This is a genomic window from Myxococcus sp. AB036A (genome assembly GCF_006547355.1).
Lineage (GTDB): Bacteria > Myxococcota > Myxococcia > Myxococcales > Myxococcaceae > Myxococcus > Myxococcus virescens.
Window position 1 is genome coordinate 29,469 of the sequence record NZ_VHLC01000042.1, and the last position, 20,932, is coordinate 50,400.

At 68.1% G+C, this 20,932-nt stretch carries 28 protein-coding genes; 1 reads left to right on the forward strand and 27 read right to left on the reverse strand.

Features of this window, described 5'->3' with window-relative positions:
- Positions 1-10 precede the first annotated feature (10 nt).
- Entirely contained in the window at positions 11-328 is a 318-nt protein-coding gene (locus FL344_RS18390; RefSeq protein WP_228565168.1) for a cell wall protein, read from the reverse strand.
- A 601-nt stretch (positions 329-929) separates the two neighbouring features.
- On the opposite strand from FL344_RS18390, the gene FL344_RS18395 reads away from it, so the two are divergent.
- On the forward strand, positions 930-1,232 hold the full coding sequence (locus FL344_RS18395; RefSeq protein WP_141619453.1) for a hypothetical protein: 303 nt from the start codon (positions 930-932) through the stop codon (positions 1,230-1,232).
- A 115-nt stretch (positions 1,233-1,347) separates the two neighbouring features.
- On the opposite strand, the gene FL344_RS18400 is transcribed toward FL344_RS18395, so the two are convergent.
- From FL344_RS18400 to FL344_RS18525, 26 genes are all read right to left on the reverse strand, one after another.
- Positions 1,348-1,578 (reverse strand): hypothetical protein, encoded by a 231-nt coding sequence (locus FL344_RS18400; RefSeq protein WP_141619476.1) that lies wholly within the window; start codon positions 1,576-1,578, stop codon positions 1,348-1,350.
- Between the two features lie 5 nt (positions 1,579-1,583).
- Positions 1,584-1,973 (reverse strand): gamma-glutamylcyclotransferase, encoded by a 390-nt coding sequence (locus tag FL344_RS18405; protein WP_141619454.1) that lies wholly within the window; start codon positions 1,971-1,973, stop codon positions 1,584-1,586.
- Positions 1,970-2,410: a gamma-glutamylcyclotransferase family protein gene (locus tag FL344_RS18410; RefSeq protein WP_141619455.1), complete on the reverse strand. Its 441-nt coding sequence runs from the start codon at positions 2,408-2,410 to the stop codon at positions 1,970-1,972. Before FL344_RS18410 ends, FL344_RS18405 begins: the two co-directional genes overlap by 4 nt.
- Positions 2,411-2,543: 133 nt before the next feature.
- Complete coding sequence (locus FL344_RS18415) at positions 2,544-2,747, reverse strand: hypothetical protein (RefSeq protein ID WP_141619456.1); 204 nt, start codon at positions 2,745-2,747, stop codon at positions 2,544-2,546.
- 195 nt (positions 2,748-2,942) lie between these two features.
- On the reverse strand, positions 2,943-3,902 hold the full coding sequence (locus FL344_RS18420) for an amidoligase family protein (RefSeq protein WP_141619457.1): 960 nt from the start codon (positions 3,900-3,902) through the stop codon (positions 2,943-2,945).
- Positions 3,903-4,280: 378 nt separating this feature from the next.
- Positions 4,281-4,622 (reverse strand): hypothetical protein, encoded by a 342-nt coding sequence (locus tag FL344_RS18425; RefSeq protein WP_141619458.1) that lies wholly within the window; start codon positions 4,620-4,622, stop codon positions 4,281-4,283.
- 219 nt (positions 4,623-4,841) lie between these two features.
- The gene (locus FL344_RS18430; RefSeq protein WP_141619459.1) at positions 4,842-5,180 is read right to left on the reverse strand and encodes a hypothetical protein; all 339 of its coding nucleotides are present in this window, start codon (positions 5,178-5,180) and stop codon (positions 4,842-4,844) included.
- Between the two features lie 285 nt (positions 5,181-5,465).
- Positions 5,466-5,828: a hypothetical protein gene (locus FL344_RS18435; protein WP_141619460.1), complete on the reverse strand. Its 363-nt coding sequence runs from the start codon at positions 5,826-5,828 to the stop codon at positions 5,466-5,468.
- A gap of 8 nt (positions 5,829-5,836) precedes the next feature.
- Positions 5,837-6,442, reverse strand: a complete 606-nt coding sequence (locus FL344_RS18440; RefSeq protein WP_141619461.1) for a DUF2924 domain-containing protein — start codon at positions 6,440-6,442, stop codon at positions 5,837-5,839.
- 113 nt (positions 6,443-6,555) lie between these two features.
- Positions 6,556-6,780, reverse strand: coding sequence for a hypothetical protein (locus tag FL344_RS18445; protein WP_141619462.1), 225 nt, complete (start codon positions 6,778-6,780; stop codon positions 6,556-6,558).
- Positions 6,781-6,852: 72 nt separating this feature from the next.
- Positions 6,853-7,149: a hypothetical protein gene (locus tag FL344_RS18450; RefSeq protein WP_095957855.1), complete on the reverse strand. Its 297-nt coding sequence runs from the start codon at positions 7,147-7,149 to the stop codon at positions 6,853-6,855.
- A gap of 144 nt (positions 7,150-7,293) precedes the next feature.
- Positions 7,294-7,731, reverse strand: a complete 438-nt coding sequence (locus FL344_RS18455) for a hypothetical protein (RefSeq protein ID WP_095957856.1) — start codon at positions 7,729-7,731, stop codon at positions 7,294-7,296.
- An 11-nt stretch (positions 7,732-7,742) separates the two neighbouring features.
- Positions 7,743-9,653 (reverse strand): hypothetical protein, encoded by a 1,911-nt coding sequence (locus FL344_RS18460; protein WP_095957857.1) that lies wholly within the window; start codon positions 9,651-9,653, stop codon positions 7,743-7,745.
- A gap of 64 nt (positions 9,654-9,717) precedes the next feature.
- On the reverse strand, positions 9,718-11,055 hold the full coding sequence (locus FL344_RS18465) for a phage tail protein (protein WP_095957858.1): 1,338 nt from the start codon (positions 11,053-11,055) through the stop codon (positions 9,718-9,720).
- A gap of 10 nt (positions 11,056-11,065) precedes the next feature.
- Positions 11,066-11,461, reverse strand: a complete 396-nt coding sequence (locus FL344_RS18470; protein WP_095957859.1) for a hypothetical protein — start codon at positions 11,459-11,461, stop codon at positions 11,066-11,068.
- Positions 11,462-11,465: 4 nt separating this feature from the next.
- Positions 11,466-12,161 carry a hypothetical protein gene (locus FL344_RS18475; RefSeq protein WP_095957860.1) on the reverse strand — a complete coding sequence of 232 codons (696 nt, stop codon included), beginning with the start codon at positions 12,159-12,161 and terminating at the stop codon, positions 11,466-11,468.
- A gap of 7 nt (positions 12,162-12,168) precedes the next feature.
- Positions 12,169-12,699, reverse strand: coding sequence for a hypothetical protein (locus FL344_RS18480; protein ID WP_095957861.1), 531 nt, complete (start codon positions 12,697-12,699; stop codon positions 12,169-12,171).
- Between the two features lies 1 nt (position 12,700).
- Positions 12,701-14,230, reverse strand: coding sequence for a baseplate J/gp47 family protein (locus FL344_RS18485; protein ID WP_194863154.1), 1,530 nt, complete (start codon positions 14,228-14,230; stop codon positions 12,701-12,703).
- Between the two features lie 77 nt (positions 14,231-14,307).
- On the reverse strand, positions 14,308-15,669 hold the full coding sequence (locus tag FL344_RS18490; protein ID WP_095957862.1) for an IS701 family transposase: 1,362 nt from the start codon (positions 15,667-15,669) through the stop codon (positions 14,308-14,310).
- Positions 15,670-15,798: 129 nt separating this feature from the next.
- Entirely contained in the window at positions 15,799-16,869 is a 1,071-nt protein-coding gene (locus FL344_RS18495; RefSeq protein WP_194863155.1) for a hypothetical protein, read from the reverse strand.
- Between the two features lie 265 nt (positions 16,870-17,134).
- Positions 17,135-17,515, reverse strand: coding sequence for a GPW/gp25 family protein (locus tag FL344_RS18500; RefSeq protein WP_095957863.1), 381 nt, complete (start codon positions 17,513-17,515; stop codon positions 17,135-17,137).
- 10 nt (positions 17,516-17,525) lie between these two features.
- On the reverse strand, positions 17,526-18,200 hold the full coding sequence (locus tag FL344_RS18505; protein ID WP_095957864.1) for a hypothetical protein: 675 nt from the start codon (positions 18,198-18,200) through the stop codon (positions 17,526-17,528).
- A gap of 8 nt (positions 18,201-18,208) precedes the next feature.
- Entirely contained in the window at positions 18,209-18,787 is a 579-nt protein-coding gene (locus FL344_RS18510) for a phage baseplate assembly protein V (RefSeq protein ID WP_095957865.1), read from the reverse strand.
- Positions 18,788-18,797: 10 nt separating this feature from the next.
- Entirely contained in the window at positions 18,798-20,081 is a 1,284-nt protein-coding gene (locus tag FL344_RS18515; RefSeq protein ID WP_095957866.1) for a phage late control D family protein, read from the reverse strand.
- Positions 20,078-20,419 (reverse strand): hypothetical protein, encoded by a 342-nt coding sequence (locus tag FL344_RS18520; protein WP_095957867.1) that lies wholly within the window; start codon positions 20,417-20,419, stop codon positions 20,078-20,080. Before FL344_RS18520 ends, FL344_RS18515 begins: the two co-directional genes overlap by 4 nt.
- Positions 20,419-20,931, reverse strand: coding sequence for a peptidoglycan-binding protein (locus tag FL344_RS18525; RefSeq protein ID WP_095957868.1), 513 nt, complete (start codon positions 20,929-20,931; stop codon positions 20,419-20,421). Before FL344_RS18525 ends, FL344_RS18520 begins: the two co-directional genes overlap by 1 nt.
- Position 20,932: the final 1 nt, after the last annotated feature.

Genomic DNA, 20,932 nt, shown 5'->3' on the forward strand with positions numbered 1-20,932 from the left:
CGCGTGCGCTTCAGCCGCGCCGCGTTGGCGAGCGGAACTCACTGGCCCATCGCTGGGCGGTGGCCGTGGCGCGCTCGCGCTCCGACGCGAGGTGACTCGCTTCCGGCTTCCCCGCTGGCGTTGTCGCCCCAGGGCCGGAGGCGCCGTCCGCTCCTGCCGCCCCCTTCTTTCGCACCCACATGCGAGGGGTTGCGCTGACGGACGGCTTCGGTGCGGGAGGCGCGGCGTCGGCCTTGGGCTTGCGTCCGCGCGGGAGGATGACGTCGGGGATGGTGTGGGGCGCGGCGTCCTCCACCCATGCGGCATGCAGTCGGCCTGTGGCCGCCATGAGGCGCCGCTTCTGGTAGTGGGCGGCGCAGTAGCCCTGGCTGCGGTGGGGACGCTTGCAGCCGATGACGGCACACGCCCTGGCCGTAGGCTCGGGCGCCGGGAGCGGAGGCTGGCGCTGGACCGGCGCAGGTTGCGGGGGCCTCGCGTCGCTGACTGGGCGCTGACGCAACGTTCCCTGTTCGGGCCTCGGGGCGAGGCGCTTCGCCACTTCGGCCAGTCTCGCGACGAGGCTGGCGAGAGGGCGCGCCAGCTCTTCATCAAGGGCGCCGCGGAAGGACGCCTCAAGAGAAGTTGTGGACGTCGAAGCGGGCGGGCCGCGCGTCTCCCTCTTGGAAGAGGATGAGCCGCGAGCCAAAACGGGAGGGCGTTGAATTTTGTACATGTGTGGCTTTGCTCGCATTGCTGTGTATTCGGGGCGAGTGCGCGTTGAGACGGCGGGTGATGATTACCATTCTCTGGGCATGTGTCGTAGTCGAGCAGTGCTTGAGTGAAGGAGGGGAGTGCCCGCCTCTGGTGACAATACGAAGTGACCTCGCGGGAATGGTTGCTGGTGCGAATCATACGGCGAGCTGGCGCGTCGCGTGCTGTGGGGAACGCGAATGACGATGAGCGAGCGGGAGGCCCTCGCAGCGGAGCTGCGGCGGGTGGAGGTGGCGTTGCAGCGGGCGTATGCGGCGATGGACGGGAGTGCCGAATCACGGACGCGGCTGGCCACGGTGAAGCATGAGTACCGAACAGTGGAGGCCTCGGCGTTGCGCGCGTTGGGCGCCGAGGATGCGCTGAGGCTGGTGGAGGCGAATGACTCGCGGTGCGCTCACACCCCGGCGCAGGAAGCACTACGAGAGTGGGTTGCTCGCGGCGCGGGGGGAGTGTCACACCGCAATGACGGTCAGCATGCGTGAGGGAGTCGTCCCCCTGCGCGTGCGTGAAACACCATGAAAACAGGAAGGACTCTGGCGAGCAGGAGGGCCTGTGCCGCATGGGCATGCCGTGAAAGGCATGCCATGCCGGCCTGCCTCACCCACGCGCCGCCAGGCCCTCGCGCAGCATTTCGTTCACCAGCGAGGCGGCCTTCTCCTCGTCGGTTTCACCCTGGACGCGCAGCGCGACGGACTCGAAACGCTGGGCATTGGCCACCACCCAGTCGATGTACTCGGGCAGCGAGAGGCGCTCCACGCCGAAGGCGACGTCCTGCATTCCCTTCACGATTTGGACGGCCGTGCCCTGGAAGACACGCCCGTCGCGCATGACGATTACCATTGCTTCCTCTCCTTCAGGTGTCGACGCCAGCAACCGGACTCGATGATGGGGCGGCCAGCCAACCGCTCCCTGGGAAACAGGTATGCCTCGACGCGGCCGACGTCGTCGAGGGTAATGGGCGTGCGCCGGTAGAAGCGCGGGTGGCTCTCGAGCCTGTCGAGCGCCGCCAGCATGAGAGCGTCGACTTCGTACACCTCGCCCTCGACAGCGTGCTTGCCCCTGGAGGCGAGGGCGGGGAAGGGCCCGTAGTCGTAGAGGGTGAAGCGGGGCTGCGTCCGCGCCGGGCCGATGAGGCGTGCGCCGCGCAGGAGGCGGTGGTTGGGCTCGCCGGACAGCAGCGTCCCGTAGACGAAGACGCGCGTCGGGGTTGGAGCGCGCTTCACGCCGCACCTCCCAGGGCGTCCGCGAGCGCGGCGCGGTTGAAGCCCAGTCGCCCGTAGGCGTGCCAGAGGACGCGGAAGTAGCGGCCAGCGGGCGGCCAGGCCTCGAAGTTCGCCTCGGGCTGCAGGTACACCAGCGCGCGGCGGCGGAGGCCGGCCCTGTCCGTCACCAGCCGGGCGGCGCGTCGGTACGCGAAGGGGTGTCCCTCGAAGACGTCGAGGGCGCGCAAGTCCTCGGGGGTGAGGCGGTACAGCAGCCCCTCGACGTGGGCGCCGCGCACGCGCTGGAGGCTGGCGACGGCGCCGCCCCAGCGGCGGCTGTACCCGCCAAACACTAGGGTGTGGCCGGGAAGGGTGGCCCGGGCCTCGACGGTGGCGCCAGGGCAGCGCGTGCGCATTTGGGCCCTGTCGAGGTTGGAGCCGTAGGCGAAGTAGAGCATGGGGTTCCTCCTGTTGAGGGCGGGTTCGCGGCCCGCCGTTGTCATTGCCAGCCAGGGCACCCGCAGGGCTCTGGCGCGGTGCCTCCGTGGTGGGGGTGTACTGGGTTGGGCTCGTCGTCCTGCGCGGCGGGGCTTACCTCTCGTTGCTGACGCGGGAGGCGTCGCGCCTCTCGTTGAAGCGCTCCACCCTCGCCTGGGCCCGAGCGCGGCGGTGCGCGAGGCGCGTCCCCCGGGCGTGCGCCTTCCGGGAGAGGCGCCCGCGGTACTTCTCGACGGGGAACTTGCCGTGCCCCGGACAGCAGCCTCTGTCCTTGCGGGTGATTCCGTATGCTTTCATTGCTGTGTCTCTTGTGTTGGCGAGGGGCACTCGCCCTTCGCGAAAGACATACACGCTCTGGTTCGGCATTGAAGCAAGCGCTGTTTGAGGGGGCGCGAGGAGCGCGGGAGGGGTGGGCCCGGACTCCCTCCTGGGGAGTCCCCGGGCGCGAACGCAGGCGGGCGCCAGGGCTCCGTGGCGCCCGCGAAGGCCCTGTCACGCGGCGGCCATGGCTTCGGCGGGCGCGCCGCCCTGGGCGCCCCCAGCGCCGCCCTGCGTGCCCTCGCTGCCGGGCGTGCCCTCCCCGCTCGGGTCGCGCCTGTCGCGGCGCTGGCCCTTCCAGGCGGCACTGCCCTCCAACTTCTTGAGGAGGTGAAGGCGGGCCGTCTTGAATTCCTCGCCGATGAGCCCCAGGTGGAGGAGGAACACCCGGAAGTCGTACTTGGCGGTGGCGGGGTTGAAGTCGCGGCGCTTGCTGGAGGCGGCCTTCGAAGCCAGGGCCCGGGCGGCGAGGGCCAACACCAGCTGGACGTAGGCCTTCACCTCGCCTGCGTGCACCGAGCCGTTGAAGTACCGGAATTCAATCGTGCCCCGGAAGAAGAGGCTGTTGAGGTTGAGGCCGTGGTAGCGGCTGGAGTCGTAGCGGCTGGGCATGCTGTTGCGGCGCCCGTACCAAGCCTCATTCACTTCCTGCAGGGTGCGCGGGCGTCGGGCCTCCAGGCGCTGGAGGAAGGCCCCATCGATGGGGCGGCAGTACCGGGCCAGCCGCGCCGCGCTCACCCCGAGGGCCGTCTCCAGGAGGCGCTCCTGCTTGTGCACCATTTTGACGAGGTTGGTGACGCCCTTCGCGTCGAAGCGGCTGCCGTCGACGTGGATGTGGATGCCGGTGGAGGCGTCGGCGCGTGCACCGGCCTCGCGCGCGGCGCGCACCACCTGCTGTAAGGCGTCCATGTCCTGGTAGGTGAGGATGGGGGAAACGATTTCGCCGCTGTAGTCGCCCCCGCTCAGCGAGCCGTCCGGCACCACCTTCCAGGTGCGGCCCTGGGTGTCCGTCACCTGCATGCCCCGGTAGTCGCCGGAAACGTGCCCGCCCACCGCGCTCTGAATCGCGTGGGCCAGCTTCTGGCGGCTGGCGCCAACCGTCTCAATTTCAATTCCAAACCGGAGCGTCTTCATGGAGTTTGCCTCTCGCGTTCGCGCGGGGCTGTGGCGCCCGTCGCGAAACACATACACGCTCTGGTGTGTGAATGAATCAAGTCATCTTCGGCGGCTGGCGATGTGGATTTTGCTGTCTGGAATTGTTGCGAGAATTCGCGGGGTTTCACGCCGGCCTGCTGTGGGTGGCGCGCAGTCCGGCGTTTCTGGGCTCGGGGCGGTAGGCGGAATTCCAGTGTGTGTGTTTGTCCTGGTGATAGGCCGGGGGATTGGCGGGATATGTCGGCGCGGAGTCCCCCGCCGCGTCCGCTGGTTCAGCCGGAGCAGCCGTCCACCGACGCCGGGCTGCTGGCGGGCGCGCGGTGCTGCGGCGCGGGTTCCCCCCTTGGCTCCTGCTGCTCAGCGCGGCAGCACGGCGTTGAGGAACGCCATGCCCCGCATGGCCTCGGCATGGTCCCCCTCGGCCAGCTCCAGGTAGATGCGGCCGTGGTTCGCCTCCGCGAGGCGCTCGGTCTGCACAATCCATCGCTCGCTGGTGGGCGTGCGCAGCTCCAGGCTGGCGGCGAAGGTGTAGAGCATCGCGCTCGTCTCCCGGTAGCTGGAGCCGCGCGGGAGGAAGATGTCAACCTGCGGCTGAGGCGTGCCGTATCGGTTCTTGCCGAGACTCAGATTCAACGTGGCGTTCTGGGGCTCGGTTGCCGTCGTCTGGCCAGCGTGACGGGACTTAGGGGTGGTCTTCATGGCGTGCGTTCCTTTGGGATTGGCGCGGCGCTTTGTTGTTCGTCGCGAAACGCATACATCCCTACGAGGGGGTGCGAAGCAAGTCGCGTCTGGTGTTTTGTGTTGAATGTGGTCGGCGCCCAGGGTTGGGACGCGTTTCGCGTGGTGCTTCAGTGTCACGGGATTGGGAGGGGGAGTCCGCGCGGTGCTGCACGGGCTCCCTCCCGTTGCGCCGGCCGTTCAGCCCAGCAGGATGTTGAGGAGCGCCATGCCCCGCATGGCCTCGGCCTTGTCGCCTTCGGCCAGGTCCAGGAAGATGCGGCCGTGGTTCGTCCCCGTGAAGCAGTCGGTCTGAATAATCCACCGCTCGTTGGGTGGGGTGTTCAGCTCCAGGCTGGCGGCATAGGTGTGGAGCAAAGCGCTCAACTGCCGATGGGTGACGCCGGGCGGAAGGAAGATGTCCAGCTGAGGTTGGGCTCTGCCGAACTGGTTCTTGCCGAGGTCCAGGGACAGCCTGGCGTTGCTGAAATCAACCACCTTGACCGGGATGACGTAGAAGGGGATGGCCGTGGCGCTCATAGTCGATGTTCCTGTGGAATCGCGCGGTGCTTCGTTGTCCGTCGCGAAATGCATACACGCTCTGGTTGGCGGATGTATCAAGTCCTCTCTTGTGTCTGGGGGGGGTGTATGTTTTTGGTGGGGTATGCCTTTGTGGAGACCTCTTTCCCTTGCGCAGCCGGGTGGTGTGAGGGATGTCACCCTTGTTTCGGGCGGTGCGGGCGATCCTGGGATGCCGTGGAATGGCACCAGGGGAGGTGGCCGGGCCGGGGCGTCGGCTCTCTCGGCCCCCCCCGCATGTCCATGTCAGCGGAGGGCGCTGTGCAGGACTTGCAGCCCGCGCTCTGCCTCTTCACGCGTCGGCCAAGGCCCACCGACGCCGAGCAGCACCAGATAGATGCGGCCTCTATTGCCGTCGTCGAGGACCTCCGACTCGACGAACCAGTGCTCCTGCGTCGGGGTGTGCAACTCCACCTGAGCGGCAAGAAGCAGGAGGGCCGCGTTGCGCTGGCGTGCGGAGGTGCCCTGGGGAAATGTGACTTCGACTTCCGGCTGTAACTCGCAGCCGCTGCTGTGAAGGGCCAGCTTCACCTCTACTCGAGCCCCTGCGAGCGCCTTGCGAAGTGCCACCGACACGAGGGCGTCGGTGGCTTGTTCCTTTGTCGCCATGCTGGGCCTTACTCCTCAGCCTTCGGAGCGAAGTGCGCGGCGGCCTCGGTGGCGCCCATGGCCGTGAGTTCGTTGTACAGTGCGCGCGTGACGAGGCGCGTGCGGCTCGGCAGGCCCGCGTCGCGCCAGGCCTTGTCCAGGGCCTTGACGGCCTCGTCGTCGAAGGAGAAGGGGAGGACGCGCTTGCCGTCCTCGCGGACCTTCAGCTCGCGCTCGGGACGCGGGCCCACGTTGATTCGCCCGGCCTCCGCCTCCCGAATCTTCCACTTGAGGTAGGAGATGTCGCTGCTACCCGTCGGGCGCCCCACGACTTCGCGGTACTTCGCCTGCAACTCCTCCAGCGACATGCCAGCGAAGCGCCCGCGCCGAGGGGCAGGCTGCGTGCCTGCGGCCGGGGTGGCGGGCGCCGGAGGCGCGCTGGGGGCGGCGGCCGTCGCCCGGCGGGAAGGGCTGCGCCGCTTCTTCGCGGCGAGGGACTCCTCGATGCGGCGGATGAGGTACTTCTTGTTGGGGCTGCGCGTCTCCTCGCCCACCACTTCGCGGTAGCGGGCACGCAGCTCCGTCAGGTTCATGGACTCCAGCTTCTTCGTCTTCGAGGCGGTGGTGCGGGGCATGGTGGTGTTTTCCTTTCCGGGCCGTGGGTACACGTCTGCCATTCGCAAGGGTGGCCCGGCGGCCCTCATGCGCTGGTGCCCCGCTGGGCGGGCGTGGTTGGTGAGAGGAGGCGCTACTTGCTGCGGGTGTTGCTGGCGGCGCTCAGGCCGGCCTGAAAGGCGGCTTCGAGGGCATCCTTCAGGCGCCACACCGACACATCGTGAAAGTCGAGGCGGTCGCTGTTGCGTGTCTTCAAGGTGTCGATGTTGAGCGTTTCGCGTGCGATGCGCTCGAGGGTTGCCTCGGGCGCCCGGGCAGGCTTCGCGGTGCTGGTCGAGCGTGGCTTGCGGGGTGTCATTGTTTCATCCCTTGGTGCGCCGTTGGGTGGCGCGCGTGAGGCATACACACTCTGTTGCGCGCGTATGGCAAGTCATTGTGCGCTGGGATTGCGCAGGTGCGCGAAGCACTCCAAGTCGATGGCGCGCGGGTCGACATGCACGAAGGAGGTAGTGCCGTCCGGGCGAATGGGGGCCGCGTCGATGCGGTCCTCGGCCGTGACGCCCCCGAGGCGCGCCAGCTTCTCGTCCGTGTCCGCGTAGTAGTCGTCTGCGTCCGGGTCGGCGTCAGGGCGGGTGCCGCCGTGTAACACGGCGAAGATGCGGACCTTCTGTCCCTGGAGGCCGGGGATTTCGTTGCCGAGGTAGGTGGTGTCAGTGCCGATAACCATAGGTGTCTCCCTGGCGCGCAGTGGGGCGCGCGAAGACATACACGCTCTGCCTTCGAGACATAGCAAGCGGAGAGGAGAGGGGTTCGAGGGTGCATCGAGGCGTGACGGGCGTGGAGAGTCCTCTGTGTTGCTGGCAGTGTATGCCTATTGACTGGACTCCCCGGGGACGCGGGGCTGCTCGTCGGGTGGCACCTCAATTCGGAGGCCCTGCGGAAACCAGCGCTCGCGAGCCTCCTGAGAAAGGGGCCGCACCACCACCTTGCCGGCGCCGCCCCCCTTGGGCTTGAGCACCGTGTGCAGGCGCCCGCGTTGGACCAGCTCGGCATGGAGGTGGCCGACGAGGAGCCGGTGCAGGTGCCCGAAGCTGCCTGGTGCCGGATGCTCCGGCTCACCCTCGGGCGCGCGGATGAGAAACTCGGTGGAGCGGCAGGCGGGACAGGGAGGGAGCTGGACGAGGCCGTCGTCCACGTCCTCCCGGCGCGCGACGCCGACCTCCAGGGTGTCGAGGGAGAGGCGATTGCCGCTGCCGCACCGGGCACAGCGTTGAAGCACGTCGTCGGCGGTGACTTCGTGAATGGCCATGGGGAGCGTCCTCACGCGACAGCGGTGTACGAGCCGAACCAGTACGTGGCGCCCAGTGCGGGGATGGTTTGGTGGCAGTAGAAGGCGAAGCCGTCTCTGTCCGGCACCATGACGGTGGGGTTGCCGACGAAGCTGCCGCTGGTGGCGTAGGGCGTGAGGGTGATGGAGGAGGGCGCGGTGGGAAAGCGGCTGCGGAACGTCACCGAGCCGCCGCCGGCCAGGTTGTCGTGCGCGGCCGTGTCGCTGTTGCTGTACTGGAGGCCGAGCCGGCCCACCTCGCGCACGCTGCCCGCCACCTCGAAGGAAGTGTTGCTGGCGGTGCTACTCAGGGGGAGCCGCAACGTGCGCGTCCAAGAGGTGAAGGCGACGCCAGCGCTGGCGTCGTGGAGGAACTCCGCCTCGTTGCGCGAGAGGCGGAATCCGCCTGCAGCCGCCCCGGTGGTGTCCCGGGTCCAGGCACTGCCATTCCAGGCCGCGTTGAGGGTGAACCACACCGAGTCGTCGTCAGCGTAGAGACGCAGACGCGCGGCTGCGCCTCCCACGCCCAGGGCGTCGAGGAGGAGGACGCGGCCAGTGCCCAGCCTGGGCTGGAGAATGGCCTTGTGCTGGCCTGCCGCCGTCTCGTTGCTCCGGTAGTGTCCGCTGCTGAAGGCCGCGAGGATTTCAGCGAGGGCCGCTTCGACGGTAGCCGTCGTCAGCAGGTTGCCCGTGTCCGCAACAGAGATGGCAGTGGCTGCGTGGGCCCCTGCGCCTTGTGTGACGTGCCCGTTGAGGAAGCCCAGAAGCGCGGCCACCTGCTGCCGCAGGCTGCTGGCGGGGAGGGTGTGAGGCGTCCCGGCCAGTGCGTCTCCTCCGACACGAGACGCACCGGGGCTTCCGGCCGTCGTCTCGCCGAGGCGAGTGACGACCTCCTGCAACTGGGCCTGGACGCTGGTGCTGCTGACGTAGCCATGGGGCGAGGCGCCAATGGCGCTGGCGTGGTGGGCCCCCGTGGCTGCGCCTTGGTGGGCGTTGACGAAGCCCAGCAGCGAGGAGAGCTGTGCGTCCACGGTGCCCGCCGGCAGGAGGTTGGGCGTGCCGGGCACCGCGTCCGCGCCCACGCGGGAGGCGCCCGGTGTGCCAGCGGCGGCCGAGGAGAGCTTGTCGACGACTTCGTCCACGGCCTCCTGCACGGTGGTGGAGGTGATGAAGCCGTGGGGCGCGTAGTCCACGGCACTGGCCTCGTGCCTCCGGGTGGCGCCGGAGAAGTGGCCGGCCAACTCGGCGTCCACCGCGTCCAGCGTCGCCTGCACCGTGTCCGCGCTGGGGCTCAGGACGTCCCAGGTGCCGCTCTCCACGGCCACGGAGGTGCCCCGGGCGAAGATGAAGACCTGGCGGCGGGAGGTGTCCAAGTCCGCGGCGAGAATCTGCGTCTGCCCAGGGCGGCGCCGAACGTCACACAGCAGCAACTCGTCGGGCTGGAGGGCGGGCTTGGGCGCCTGGCCGACGGGGCCCTCCGGCGCCTGGCGCACCACCAGCTCGAAGGACTCGTCGCGGCGGAAGTACACCTGCTGGGAGTTGCCGTCCGTGCGCGGCTCCGACAGCAGGCGGGTGAAGCGCAGGAAGACGCCCAGCCACCGCTCGCTGCCGGAGGTGGAGACGTCGGTGGGGATGCCGGAGACGTCCACCGCGCAGTCCACCGTCTGGCCCGTGCCGAAGAAGATGCGCTGGCCGAGGTTGTCGTAGGCGCGAGCCGGGGCCGTCAGGTCGACGGAGAGGTTGGGCACGGGGGAATGCGGCGCGGGCACGGCCCCGGAGATGACGCCGTGGATGCCCAAGTCCGAGGCGAGGCTTCTGTCCGCCTGCTCCAACTGGGCGAAGGCCAGGTCCAGCTCGGCCTCGCTGACACGTTGCCTGAAGAAAAAATCCAGCCGGTTGCTCATGCCTGTGCCCTCCAGAGGAAGGCAAAGGCAGGGCGCGCGAAATCGGGGACATGCTAGGCGGACGTCAGTGCAGTGTCGTCGTCTCGCCCAGCTCGCTGAGTCCCAGCTCCCAGTGCTCGGGGAGAATGGGGGGCAGGGGCTCCACCAAGTCGATGAAGTGGGTGTGGGCGGGCTTGAGGTACTCGACGAGGGTGCGCAGGCGCTGGCGCTCCGCAGGCGAGAGGAGGCGCTCCACCTCGACGTTGAAGGCGTAGCGGGCGAAGCGCTCCGAGGGGCCCAGCACCCAGTCCACGCCCAGCTCGGACTCACCCAGCACGAGGGTGTCGGAGGCGAACGGGGAAATGGCCCGCACCTCGATGCCAAGGAAGAAGCGGATGGCGTTGCGCAGGCCCAGCGCGGTGCCCTTCTGCTGGTACATGTCCACGAGGATGGCGGCCAGGCGGCGCCGGGCGAGGACGTCCAGCTCGAAGGCGAAGGGGTTGCCCAAGTCCTGGAGGATGGCGTCCAGGAAGTCCTCCGGCGCGCGCTCCAAGTCGAAGACGTCGGGGAAGGCGTCCAAGTCAGCCAGGAGCAAGTCCGTCACCTCCTGGAGACAGGAGATGAAGCGGCGCAGGTCGCCCGTCACGTCGTCGCGGCGGTTGTGGCCCGGCAGCATGTTCCAGAGCTGGAAGCTCCGGGAGGGTGGCCGGGCTGGACGGAAGCCCGCGAAGGTGGCGCGGTGGTAGGGGGCGAGCACCGGGTTGCCGTGTGCGTCCGTCACGCCCTCCACGAGGACCTCGTACCCCACGTCCGGCGTCAGCTCCGTGTCGAGGACGAGGTGGACGAGGGGGCCGTCGGCCGCGGCCTCGAGGGAGGCCACCGGGACTGCGGGGGCGCCACGAGGCGTGAAGGTGAAGCGCGCCGAGGGAGGCACCCGCACGTCCTCGTCGAAGGCGAGGCGCACGGACTTCGGCGCCAGGGCCTGGGCGCCCACGAGCCGGGGCGCAGTGCGGTCCTCCACGGTGAAGGTGTACGTCTCGTCGAGGAGGTGCGCGCCGCCGGCCGTGGCCGAGGCGACGTGGACGGAGACGGTGGCCTGGCTGGCCAGCGGCACCGCCGGGTGGAGCACCACGCGCAGGGTGTCCGCTGTCTGCGTCACCTCCGCCAGGGGCCCCGTGAAGGCGGGTTGCACCTCGACGCTGGCCCCGCCCTCGAAGGCGAGGACTCCACCCACCCAGACGCGCGTGGCCGCCCGGGCAATGCCGTCCGCGCCGACGTCCACCACCTCCAGCTCCAGCGCGGCATCGACGGGGACGTCCTCCTCCTCGGGGCCCGGAGCGCGGTTGAGGAGGAGGGGGCGGCGCGTCTCGGCGAAGAGGGAGACGGTGTCGACGTAGAGGGCGGGCAGCTCAACCGTGGCCATGGGGGCTTCCTCACGAGGAGACGAGCTCCAAGCGGACGCCCACCGTGTGGACGCCGGAGAGCTTCGAGACGTTGGCGGCCATGTCTGCGACGAGGCGCTCGCGGCTAGAGCGCCCGAGGCAGCGGGCGTACTTCACCCCATCGACGACGAGGGACGCTTCCCAGGCCAGGCCCGCCGGGGCGCCTGGCGGCACACGGAGGCGCAAAGCGGTGCGGACCAGGTCCACGCCGGTGACGTCCACTGCTTGCGTCACCTCGGCAAAGTCCCCGGGGGCCAGCTCGAAGCGGCGCCCAGGCTCCTCGTCTCCGAGGACGAAGAGGTACTCGCCCGAGGCAGGCGTGGCCCGCTGGGGCCGAATGCGGCCCTGCCCCAGGCCCAGGCGACTGGTGAATGCGGTGAGGGCCATTGCTTCACACCTGACGGGACAGCTCGAGCGAGTCGAAGTAGGCCCGGCGGGTGACGTCCCGCACCGCGAAGCCGAAGCCGCCCCGGCCCGAGGTGAGGGGCTGGCTGCCGGAGTTGATGCCGAGGGCATCGTCAACGAAGTCGGCCATGCCTGGCACGGGCTGCCAGTCGGGAGGCGAGCCCAGCGGGTGCGCGGCCAAATCATTGTGGAAGGCCTTGAGGACGACATCGCCGTTGGCGTTGACGACGACGTCCAGCCGCAGGTGCAGCCAAGTGCCCTGGGTGAAGCTGGCCGAGGACTTCAGGAGGACACCGGGCCCGTCCGCGTCGGGAAGCCCCGTGGCCACCGCACCCTTGCGTAGCACCACGCGGTGCGGCTCGTCGTCGGAGAGGCCCAGGAGGTAGGCGGAGTCATTGACGGAGGTGCCCTGGCCGCAGAGGAAGAGGAAGGGGGAGAAGCCGGTGGAGCCGCCGCCGGGCCCGCGCTGAAGGCAGCCGCGGATGCTGCCTCCCTTGGCCATGGGGGCGAAGTCAGGGAGGTTGGCGAAGAGACCCACTGCGCCCTGCGCGGCGGAGAGGGAGTTGAAGGCGAAGAGGAAGTTGCCGCCGCCCGGGGGACGGGCAATGCCCGCCGTCACGCCCCTGTCCACGGTGGCGATGTCCAGTCCGCCGTTGAGGTAAGTCCAGTCTGCGAGTGCCATGGTGTCCTCACTGCGTGGTGGCCACAGGCCAGCCAGTGTCGAAGTCCTCGACGGGCTGCGTGGTGTTGAAGAGGGCCCCGCGCGCCGTCACGTCCTCCCAGCGCCAGGCGTAGGCCTCGTTGGTGTGCCAGCGCTGTTCGAAGTCCTCCCGCGGCAAGTCGCTGAAGAGGCCCGCCAAGGAGGTGATGTCCGCCCAACTCGTGAGGAAGGGCCCCTGTCCCCACGTCTCGGCGGCCTGCCCCTCGAAGAGGTGCGGGACGAGCTGAGCGGTCGGCAGCTCGAAGAGGAAGCCGTCGTTGTCCCAACCTCGGGAGAAGGCCTCGAAGCCCTCGCGCTGCCCGGAGAAGAAGGCGAGGGCCACAGAGACGTCGGAGAGGGAGGTGCGCCACGTGTGCCACCGCTCGAAGTCCTCGCAGGCCTCCTCCGGCACACCGAAGCCCGCCAGGGCTTCAAAGCGCGTCACCGCCGTCAGCGTCCAGTGTGCAGCCTCGCCGGGCCGTGCGCCCGCGTCCTCGAAGCTGGGGTTGAGGAGGGCCATGTCAGAGGAGCCCTCCGGTGTCCCCGTCCTGCAGGGTGACGCTGCCCAGCACCGGCAGCTCCCGCACCGTCAGCTTCACGTCCGCGGGCAGGCCGTTGAGTGTCAGGTCCATTCGCGCGTCGCCCAGCTTCCGGACGCCGGACACGTCGCGGATGACGTTGAAGACGTCGGACCAGGCCACCTCGCCGGCCGGGAAGCCCTGGGCGTCCTTGAGGTTGAAGCCGAAGTCGATGCGCGGGTTGGGCGTGCCGTCCGGCTCGCTGATGCGGAAGTGGGCAGTGAGCGCCTGGCGGACACGTGCGGCGACGTCCTGGGCCGAAGCGCCCTGGCGCAGGAAGAGGCGGGCGGAGATGTCCACGCGCCGGTACACCGGCTCCTGGACGCTCACCTGGAAGGTGAGGGTGCAGGGGTAGACTTCCGTCACCTGGCGCAGCACCTGGGCCTTGAGCGCGGGCGTGGGCACCCCGCCGCCCTGGGGCACCACGTAGAGGATGCCGGCATTCTCCCCAATGGTGGCGTCCTCGTTGGACGTCAGCATGAGGGCGCGGGCCACACCGGGCAGGCGCCGGGCGTTGATTTCGAAGTCCTCGCGGGAGACGGTGCGCGTCAGGGCCCGGAGGCTCTCGGGGACGAGCAGCTTCGCGGAGGCCACCGTCTGCCTGTCCGCGCCACCCGAGGCGGGGGCGGGGTTGTGGACGGATACCTGCACCGCGTGGCCGTGGGCGTCCCGGAAGCTGCCCTCCACGACGACGAGGCGTCCCGCGTCCACGTTGCCGGCCGCGCCGCCCCCCGTCTTGTACACCACTGCCACGGTGCCAGCGGGTGGCAGGCCGTTGGTGCCGGTGCCGAAGCGGACGGTGGCCCTGTCCCCCTGGTCGACGCTGACGAGGAAGTGGGCGTCGGAAGCGCGAGAGTTGAGGAAGGTGTCCACCTCGGTGAAGGCGCCCTGGGGGGTGGACACGCGGGCGGAGCCGTCGAGGTAGGGCGCGAAGTCCAGGTGCGCCTCGAAGTCGGCGAGGCCGCGGGCGTCGAAGAGCTGGGTGTGCGTCTTCGAGTGCTCCACCACCGCGACGAAGCGCGGCGGGTTGGCGCCGGCCGGAATGGTGACGGACGAGAGGAACTGGAAGCGGACGGCCTCCGTCACCTCCTGCGTGCGGACGATGGTGCCGGCGGGGAAGGTGACGGGGGCGGCGGGAGGCTGGGCTAGGCGCAGCTCTACCTCGGCCGTGGCCGCCTGCGCGCCGTGAAGCCGGTAGCCCAGCATGCGCGCCAGGGCGATGACGTTGCGGCGCTGGGTCGCAGTGGAGAGTCGCGACTCACGGGCGAGGTTGTCCTGGTAGAATCCGAGGACGTCGCCGATGAAGGCGTACATCTCCAGCAGGACATTACCGAAGCTGGCGACGTCGAAGTCGCTCCAGTCGGGGAAGACGCTCTTCACAAGCGCGACGAGGCGCGCGCGCAGGGCGTCGAAGTCGCGGTGGGTGTAGTCGGTGGACGCGGAGAGAAGTGGCACGTCGGCGAAGGCCTCCACCGGGAGACAAAGGCCTGCGGCTCACTTCTTAGGGGACAGGTGACTTCTTTTGGTTCCCCCGAGCTGGGCATTTAGTACTACCCGGTCACATGCGTGACGGCCCCCGAGGAGGTGCACGGGCGTTGATGTGACGCAGGCACAGTGGGCAGTGGCCGATGCGGCGCAGCAGCAGGTGCTGAAGGCGGCGGCGCACCTCGGGCAGTGTCCAGCGTGTTCTCCTCCGGGGGGAAAAGCGCCCGGCGGAGCGCGAGGAATCCGTGGGCTACCATGCAGAGGGTGGCATGGTGGTGGAAGCCTCGCCACCCTCGCCCCTCGAAGTGGTCAAGCCCCACCTCGCCTTTGAGTTCCTGGTAGTCGCGCTCCACTCTCCAGCGCAGCTTGGACAAGCGCACCAACTCCGTAAGCGACGTGTTCGCGGGCAGCGAGCAGAGCGAGTACTTCGTTGGAGCCTTCTCCTCCTGGGGCCACTCGATGAGCAGCCATACCTCTTCACTCGGCGCAGCTCGCTGGACGTGCCGCTCCGCCGTCCGCACGCGCACGGCGGCGAACCGGGAGGACTGCTCGCCCCGACTGCCCTCGCGCCAAGAGACTGTCTGGAATTCCTCCTTCGGAAGCTGAAGCGCCAACTCCTCGATGGCCCAGGGCTGCACGCCCGCGGCCACGTAGCGCGTGCGCGTGCGCCCGTTCTGCCCCGGCTCCCTCTCGGGCTTGCGCGGCTTGGCGCCGGGCGGCCACACCTTGCGCGTGCCCTGCACACCCATGAGGTAGTGCAGGCCGCGCTCTCGCACGCCGTCGCGGAACTCCCGTGCATCGCCATACCCGGCATCGGCCAGCACGAGGTGCCGGCGTACGCCCCACGCCAAGGCGTCATCCAATTGGCGCAGCGCTATCTGCCACTTCTTCTGAAACTTCACTCCAGCCGGGACGCCCGCGGCCTTGCAGCGCTTCCTGCTGCGCGTCCACTCCTCAGGCAGGTACAACTGTATGGCGATGCAGCCGCTGCCCTTCTCTCCAGCAACATGCAGGCTGACGGCCACCTGGCAGTTCTCCGTCCGCCCCAGGGTGCCCGAGTACTGGCGCGCCACACCCACCGAATGCACGCCCTTCTTCGGCAAGCCCGTGTCGTCAATGACGAGGGCCTCCAAGCCCGGTAGCTCGCGCTCAAGCTTCCGCGCCAGACGTCGTCGCATTTCGGAGTCCTCCCAAGCCGCGCCGGACACGCACTGCTGAAGCCGCTGGCGCATGGCTTCTGTCTGCTCGGGGGCTGCGACGAGCCGGGCCGCCATGGGCTCGATGCTCTTGCGTTCTCCGTCGAGCAGCAGCCCAGTGAGGTAGCCGCCGAGGGCGCGACGTCTCTCGGTCCGGCCCATTCCCTCCGTCATCGAGTCCAGGAACTCGCTCAGCTCCCAGTCAAGCTTGTGTAACTGGGTGGGCGTCATGCTCCGTCAACACGGGGCGTCCGCACCCGATTCATCTGACCGGGTAGTGTTAGGTTTCTATGGGAGGCTCGCCGAGAAGCGTATCTTATGCTTGGCCTGGGGCGGCGACTGGTGCGGCTGGCTCGAATGCTAGGGCCGTAGAATCACAGAGTCGTCGATTTGATTTCCGTTCGCATCAAAGAGGAAGCTGTACTTGCCCTCGCGGATTGATGCTGAGATTCGTTCACGGCCTGGGTGCGTCTGTATGACGTTTGAGAGGGCGGCAAACAGAAACTCTCCGAACGGTGTTGCTGGTGGATCGTTGAGTTGTACTTCTGATGGGTGGCTGCCTTTTATTGTGTGGCAGGTCTTGTTGAAGGTGGAGTGGAATAGTGGTCGCTCTTTAAGGTTGGCTGAGATGAATGAGATGTGCGCGAAGATTTCGCGCAATTGGGCGGGCGAGAGCGGTGCGCGAATTCTCTCGAGCTCATTCATAAATAGGCTCAGGGCGCCACAACTGTCATCGAACACGGCGATGAGGCAAAAGTCGTTGATGCGAAGGAGGAGCGATTTTGAGGCGTAGAGATCTGCGAAGTCGAATGGTTGAATGATTCCGCTTACCTGCTTTGCCGGGAGGAACAGCAATGACCCAAACGCCGACTCATCCAAGATTGACTTCGTGTGAAATGAGCGTGCGACTGCGTGGATGTGGTGAAGATCGGCATGACCGTATGCGTCCGCAATTCTACGAAGGTCGCCAGAGCGGCGATCTCTAGTCTGGTATAGGGTATTGTCCTTTAGGTGGGTCTTGAGGAAGATGAGTGAGAGCCAACGGAAGAACAGGGCGGTGCCGTTTTGTTTGATGAATTGACCGACGCGCTCGAGCCCGCCTTCGCAGAGTTCTTGGATGGGATTTTCAAAAGTTTGGCCCATTTGCGAGTTGCAGCTTGCGCAGCATGGGAGGGTGTATTGTCCATATGTGAGTTTTGTGTTGTTGGGGAGGGTGATTGTGCTCCGGAATAGATCGAACTTTCGCAGTAGCCATCGCGGAAGGATGTGCTCGTCGTTGAATGCTTGGCCTGAGTTTCGGCTGGTGCCGCAAATGAAACAGGCATCTCCTCGTACGATGTCGCGCTCAAAACGCTCTGTGCTGAATAGTAACGTCTGGCCGTCCGTTGTTTCGATGGATCCATCTGGTCTTTGAATTATCAGGTTGTTCATTGTGGCGTAGGGGTAGGGATGTGGGTTTGTGTGCTGGCTGTCTTGCGTTCGGGCGGGTGGATGTTGCCTTGTTTCGCCTCCCTCCAGGCTGGAAGTGCCACGCATGTAGGCTACACTCTGTGGTCCCTTCTCGCCTAGCTTGAGTGGCAGAGCTTGACGCTGGAGTTCAGTTTGAGAGCTCTTTCTCGCGACCGAACTTTCGACTCTGGATGAAGTGTGTCGTGAAATTCCCGATGCGAAAGAAGGTTGTGGCTCGAAGTGGTTCTTATTCTTCGAGATGTACGTCCAATGCCGTCGTCGCGCTGTGCTCGCGCACTCGAATACGAAGCATCAGAGTGGCTGCCTCCTGAACGATGCGGACCTGCTCGAGATGGACGCCAGGCAGCCAGCGCGCGAGGGCGTCACGGATGTACACGCGCGCCAGCTCCGCCAACACCGTGTCGTTGCGCTGGTGGCGCAGCCGCGAGAGGCCCGCGCCGAAGCTGGTGCGCCAGGGCAGCTCGCCAGTGGAGTGAGGCGTGGCGCCCTCCGTCAGCAGCACCTGCCGCACCTTCGAGGCGAGTAGTTCGGCCCCGCTGCCCACGGCGAAGTCCCGCTTCTTGTCTCTGCGGAAGGGGATGAGGAGATTCCGAGGTTGCTGGCTCAAGGTGTCCTCTTCACGGAATGGGGATGGCCGCGCGCACCTGCTGCAGCGTGCGGACGATGGCGTCGAGGGGGGCAATGGCTTCTTCCAACGGGCTCCCCTCAAGGCTGGAGAAGTTCGGCACCTGGGGCCCACCCACAAGCCCCAGGAAGACGTTGAGCAGGGCCATGAGCTGGGAGAGGGCAGCGAGGGCCTTGCCGATGTTGACGGCCTCTTGCGCGGCGTTGGCCTCCGCACAGCCGGCCACCGCCAGGAGTCCCGCGTCTCCAAGCTGGGCGGCGCGTTGCCGGGCCCGCGCCACACTCGACAGGCGCAGCTGCAGGTGGACGAGCTGGTTTCGCGCTTGGCCCAGCTCGCCCAGGACGATGTCGATGACGCCCACCACCGTGTACGGCACCGAGAGCTGGGGGACGAGGCGGAGCAGCTTGGACACCTTCTCCGCCACATTCGGCAGGGCCGCGGCGATGGCTGTCGGGTCCGGCGGAGGCCCCAGCGCGTCAGGTATTGCCTTCACGACTTCGACGAGGGCCAGCACCGCGCCGATGATGTCGAAGATTGGCGTGAGCGGCGCGAGCGCCGGCTGGACGGCCTGCAGGAGCTGGTGGTGCTGCAAGGTGGCTCCGCCGGGCAGGGTGAGCGTGGGCGCCTCGGGCAACGGCGGGATGTGGATGCAGATGGGTAGTGCCATGGGCTTCCTCAAATCGGGTCGGCGATGGGGCGCACCACGCGCCCGGCGATGGTGACTTGAGCGGCTTCGAGGGAGATGGCGCCCACCGCACGCAGGGTGAGGGCGGTGGTGGCCTCCAGGGTGACGGTGTTCTCCTCCGCGTCGAAGGTGAGGCAGTCACCCGTCTTCCGGTTGGTGAGCTTCAGCTTGCGGTGGCCCACGGACTCGTCCAACTCGACGCGGAAGGTGGGCGTGGCGAGGACGCGGTTGTCGGGCGGAGACACCTGGGCTTCTTCGGGCACCTCGCTCTGTCCGCCCGGCTTCCCCCAGTGCGCGCTGAGGTAGTAGGGCGCGTCGACGTCGCCCTGGTTGAAGAAGACAGCCACCTCTGCGCCGACGTGTGGCACCGCGAAGAAGCCCGTGTCCTTGGCGCCCCCGCCGGAGGTGCCCAGGGGCCAGGCCCAGGCGGACTCGGGCTCGAGGACACCGGGGATGCACACGCGGACGCGGCCGAGCTGCGCCTCGTCGTCGCGGCTAGTGACGTAGCCCACGTACATGCCGAGCAGGCGCGTGTCGTGGGCGAGGATGTCGTCGTCGAAGGTGCTCATGGTGGGCTCGCTACCTGGGGAGACTCATTCCGGCTTCAGGGTCCTCGACACCGATGGGCTGCCCGTCGCGGCGGTACTCGATGTACCGGGTGCCGGTGTCCCTCTCGAAGGCCTCGACTTCCTTCAGCGCCCCAGTCGCCTCGGGTGCGCTGGTGTTGGGCTGTCCGCCCTGGGGCTGGCCTTGCTTCTCGGGAGTGGCTTGCTGCCGGCGGCCGGTGCCGTCGCGCGACAGCTTCAAGGCCGTGGTGTAGCCAGACGCGGAGAGGACGTGCTTCGCCTCGGTGACGTAATACTTCCCGGACAGGAAGCTGGAGATGCCGCGCACCTCCACGACGGACTTCGCGCGCAGGGCGGGGTTGCCCACCACCTGGAGGGACAGCTTCACGGTGCCGGCTTCCGCGCGTCGGAAGCGGGCCTCGGACTCGCGCTGGGCTTGGGCAGGTGTCGACGCCGAGGTGGGCTGGACGCTGGTGGTGCTGTTGCGAAGCTGCAGCGACGTGGTGCCCGTGCGCTTGTCCACCACCTCGAGGTAGTCCGCGAGCGTGGTGCGCTCCACGGTGGCACTGCTCGCCTGGGCGTCGATGGTTGCCTTGGCCATGGCGTCACGGCCACGGACGCCCACCTGGCCCACTCGGCGGCCCAGCTCCGACTCGACGTTGACGGAGAGGATGTCGCCCCGGCCCGCGTCCGCGTACCACCACAGCACCTGTGTGGGCGCGGCGGCCTGGTTGCGCGAGCCAAAGGTGAGGCCCCTGTCGTCGACGTGGAACTCGAACTCCTCCCGCGCGGCCAGGCGGCGGAGGAACCTCGCATCCGTCTCCCCGGCCTGGTGGATGGTGTCGAAGGGCTCTCCTGTGTCCTCGACGTGGACGGAGTCCTCCTCGTAGCCGTACTCGGCGGCCACCTCGCGCACCACCTGGGCGCGCGTCTTGCCCTTCCAGGTGCGCGTCTTCGCCTCGCGGTGCATGAGGGCGGAGAGCGCCTGGCCCTCGACGGTGAGCACCTGAAAGCCCTTCAGCTTCTTCACCACCACTCGCCGCGGAGGTGCCATGAGGCCCGGGTAGCCCCAGGACACCTCCAGCACCGCGCCGCCCACCAGCTCGGCCCTGTCGAAGAGCGCCAGGTCAAAGTTGTCCAACTGGAGGGACAGCTTGTCGGCCTTCGTCGCGGAGTCCTCGAAGGTGAGGCCGAGGACACGGCCCTCCAGGGAGAGGGGCTCACCGCTGCGGGCCTTCTCGTGTGCCAGCAGCGTGAGGCGCACGCCAGGCGCGCTCCTGTCGAGGGGCCGCGTCATTCGCTGGCCCTCCGCCGCTGCTCGCTGAGGATGACGTCGGTGAGGACGCGCAGCGAGGGGATGTAGACGCGTCGCCCGGCCTCCAGCTCCAGCGTCGCGTCGATGATGGGCTCCGGCTGGAAGTCGGCGATGGCCCACCAGAAGCCGCAGGCGCGCGGGAGGGGCGCGAAGTAGCGGCCGGCGAGGCCCCAGAGGGAGTCGCCCTGCGCCACGAGGTGGACGCGCGTGTCCGCGTGCGGCTGGAAGCCGTAGGGGACTCTCTCGGTGAGGAAGAGGCGGCCGACCTCGTCCCGGAGGCCGAGGGAGAAGGAGTAGCGGCTGCCGGCGTGAGGGGCCACTACGGCACCTCCTGACGGAGCTGCTCAGAGGTGACGCGGGTGTCCAGCACCTCCTCGAAGGTGACGGTGGCGGTGTAGACGAGGACGCGTCCGTCGACGGCGAGCTGGCGGTACTGGAACTCCACGCTGGCGACGACGCACTCCACGGTGAGGATGCCGGGCCAGAGGACGAGGACACGCGGCGGTGCTGTCGCCAGCACACCCTCGGTGCCCGCCGGGGGCACGGTGAGCGCCCGCAGGAAGCCGCGGAACGCCATGATGTTGGACGTGTCGGCCTGCTGCGTGGCGAAGAATGTGTCCAGGTAGAACTCCACGCCCGCCAACTGCCGGTTGGAAGTGCCCTGAAACTGGAGCACCTGGTGGGAGAGGCCCGGCACCGCCAGGCGATTCCAATTCACCTGGAGCTTCTCGGTGAGCTGGGTGGGGTTGAAGAGGCACTCCATGGCCTCGCCGGTGAGGACATTCACCAACACGCAGCGGGGAGGACGGGCGAGGCCGGCAGCGATGGGCACG

Excerpts from the sequence above, each read along its gene's own strand:
- FL344_RS18450 (WP_095957855.1), bottom strand. The coding sequence starts at position 7,149 with ATGGTTATCGGCACTGACACCACCTACCTCGGCAACGAAATCCCCGGC.
- FL344_RS18470 (WP_095957859.1), bottom strand. The coding sequence starts at position 11,461 with ATGGCCCTCACCGCATTCACCAGTCGCCTGGGCCTGGGGCAGGGCCGC.
- FL344_RS18400 (WP_141619476.1), bottom strand. The coding sequence starts at position 1,578 with ATGCGCGACGGGCGTGTCTTCCAGGGCACGGCCGTCCAAATCGTGAAG.
- FL344_RS18515 (WP_095957866.1), bottom strand. The coding sequence starts at position 20,081 with ATGACGCGGCCCCTCGACAGGAGCGCGCCTGGCGTGCGCCTCACGCTG.
- FL344_RS18430 (WP_141619459.1), bottom strand. The coding sequence starts at position 5,180 with ATGAGCGCCACGGCCATCCCCTTCTACGTCATCCCGGTCAAGGTGGTT.
- FL344_RS18390 (WP_228565168.1), bottom strand. The coding sequence starts at position 328 with ATGGCGGCCACAGGCCGACTGCATGCCGCATGGGTGGAGGACGCCGCG.
- FL344_RS18480 (WP_095957861.1), bottom strand. The coding sequence starts at position 12,699 with ATGGCCCTCCTCAACCCCAGCTTCGAGGACGCGGGCGCACGGCCCGGC.
- FL344_RS18495 (WP_194863155.1), bottom strand. The coding sequence starts at position 16,869 with ATGAACAACCTGATAATTCAAAGACCAGATGGATCCATCGAAACAACG.
- FL344_RS18460 (WP_095957857.1), bottom strand. The coding sequence starts at position 9,653 with ATGAGCAACCGGCTGGATTTTTTCTTCAGGCAACGTGTCAGCGAGGCC.
- FL344_RS18420 (WP_141619457.1), bottom strand. The coding sequence starts at position 3,902 with ATGAAGACGCTCCGGTTTGGAATTGAAATTGAGACGGTTGGCGCCAGC.
- FL344_RS18415 (WP_141619456.1), bottom strand. The coding sequence starts at position 2,747 with ATGAAAGCATACGGAATCACCCGCAAGGACAGAGGCTGCTGTCCGGGG.
- FL344_RS18510 (WP_095957865.1), bottom strand. The coding sequence starts at position 18,787 with ATGAGCACCTTCGACGACGACATCCTCGCCCACGACACGCGCCTGCTC.
- FL344_RS18475 (WP_095957860.1), bottom strand. The coding sequence starts at position 12,161 with ATGGCACTCGCAGACTGGACTTACCTCAACGGCGGACTGGACATCGCC.
- FL344_RS18440 (WP_141619461.1), bottom strand. The coding sequence starts at position 6,442 with ATGCCCCGCACCACCGCCTCGAAGACGAAGAAGCTGGAGTCCATGAAC.
- FL344_RS18425 (WP_141619458.1), bottom strand. The coding sequence starts at position 4,622 with ATGAAGACCACCCCTAAGTCCCGTCACGCTGGCCAGACGACGGCAACC.
- FL344_RS18505 (WP_095957864.1), bottom strand. The coding sequence starts at position 18,200 with ATGGCACTACCCATCTGCATCCACATCCCGCCGTTGCCCGAGGCGCCC.
- FL344_RS18465 (WP_095957858.1), bottom strand. The coding sequence starts at position 11,055 with ATGGCCACGGTTGAGCTGCCCGCCCTCTACGTCGACACCGTCTCCCTC.
- FL344_RS18490 (WP_095957862.1), bottom strand. The coding sequence starts at position 15,669 with ATGACGCCCACCCAGTTACACAAGCTTGACTGGGAGCTGAGCGAGTTC.
- FL344_RS18455 (WP_095957856.1), bottom strand. The coding sequence starts at position 7,731 with ATGGCCATTCACGAAGTCACCGCCGACGACGTGCTTCAACGCTGTGCC.
- FL344_RS18435 (WP_141619460.1), bottom strand. The coding sequence starts at position 5,828 with ATGGCGACAAAGGAACAAGCCACCGACGCCCTCGTGTCGGTGGCACTT.
- FL344_RS18445 (WP_141619462.1), bottom strand. The coding sequence starts at position 6,780 with ATGACACCCCGCAAGCCACGCTCGACCAGCACCGCGAAGCCTGCCCGG.
- FL344_RS18395 (WP_141619453.1), top strand. The coding sequence starts at position 930 with ATGACGATGAGCGAGCGGGAGGCCCTCGCAGCGGAGCTGCGGCGGGTG.
- FL344_RS18410 (WP_141619455.1), bottom strand. The coding sequence starts at position 2,410 with ATGCTCTACTTCGCCTACGGCTCCAACCTCGACAGGGCCCAAATGCGC.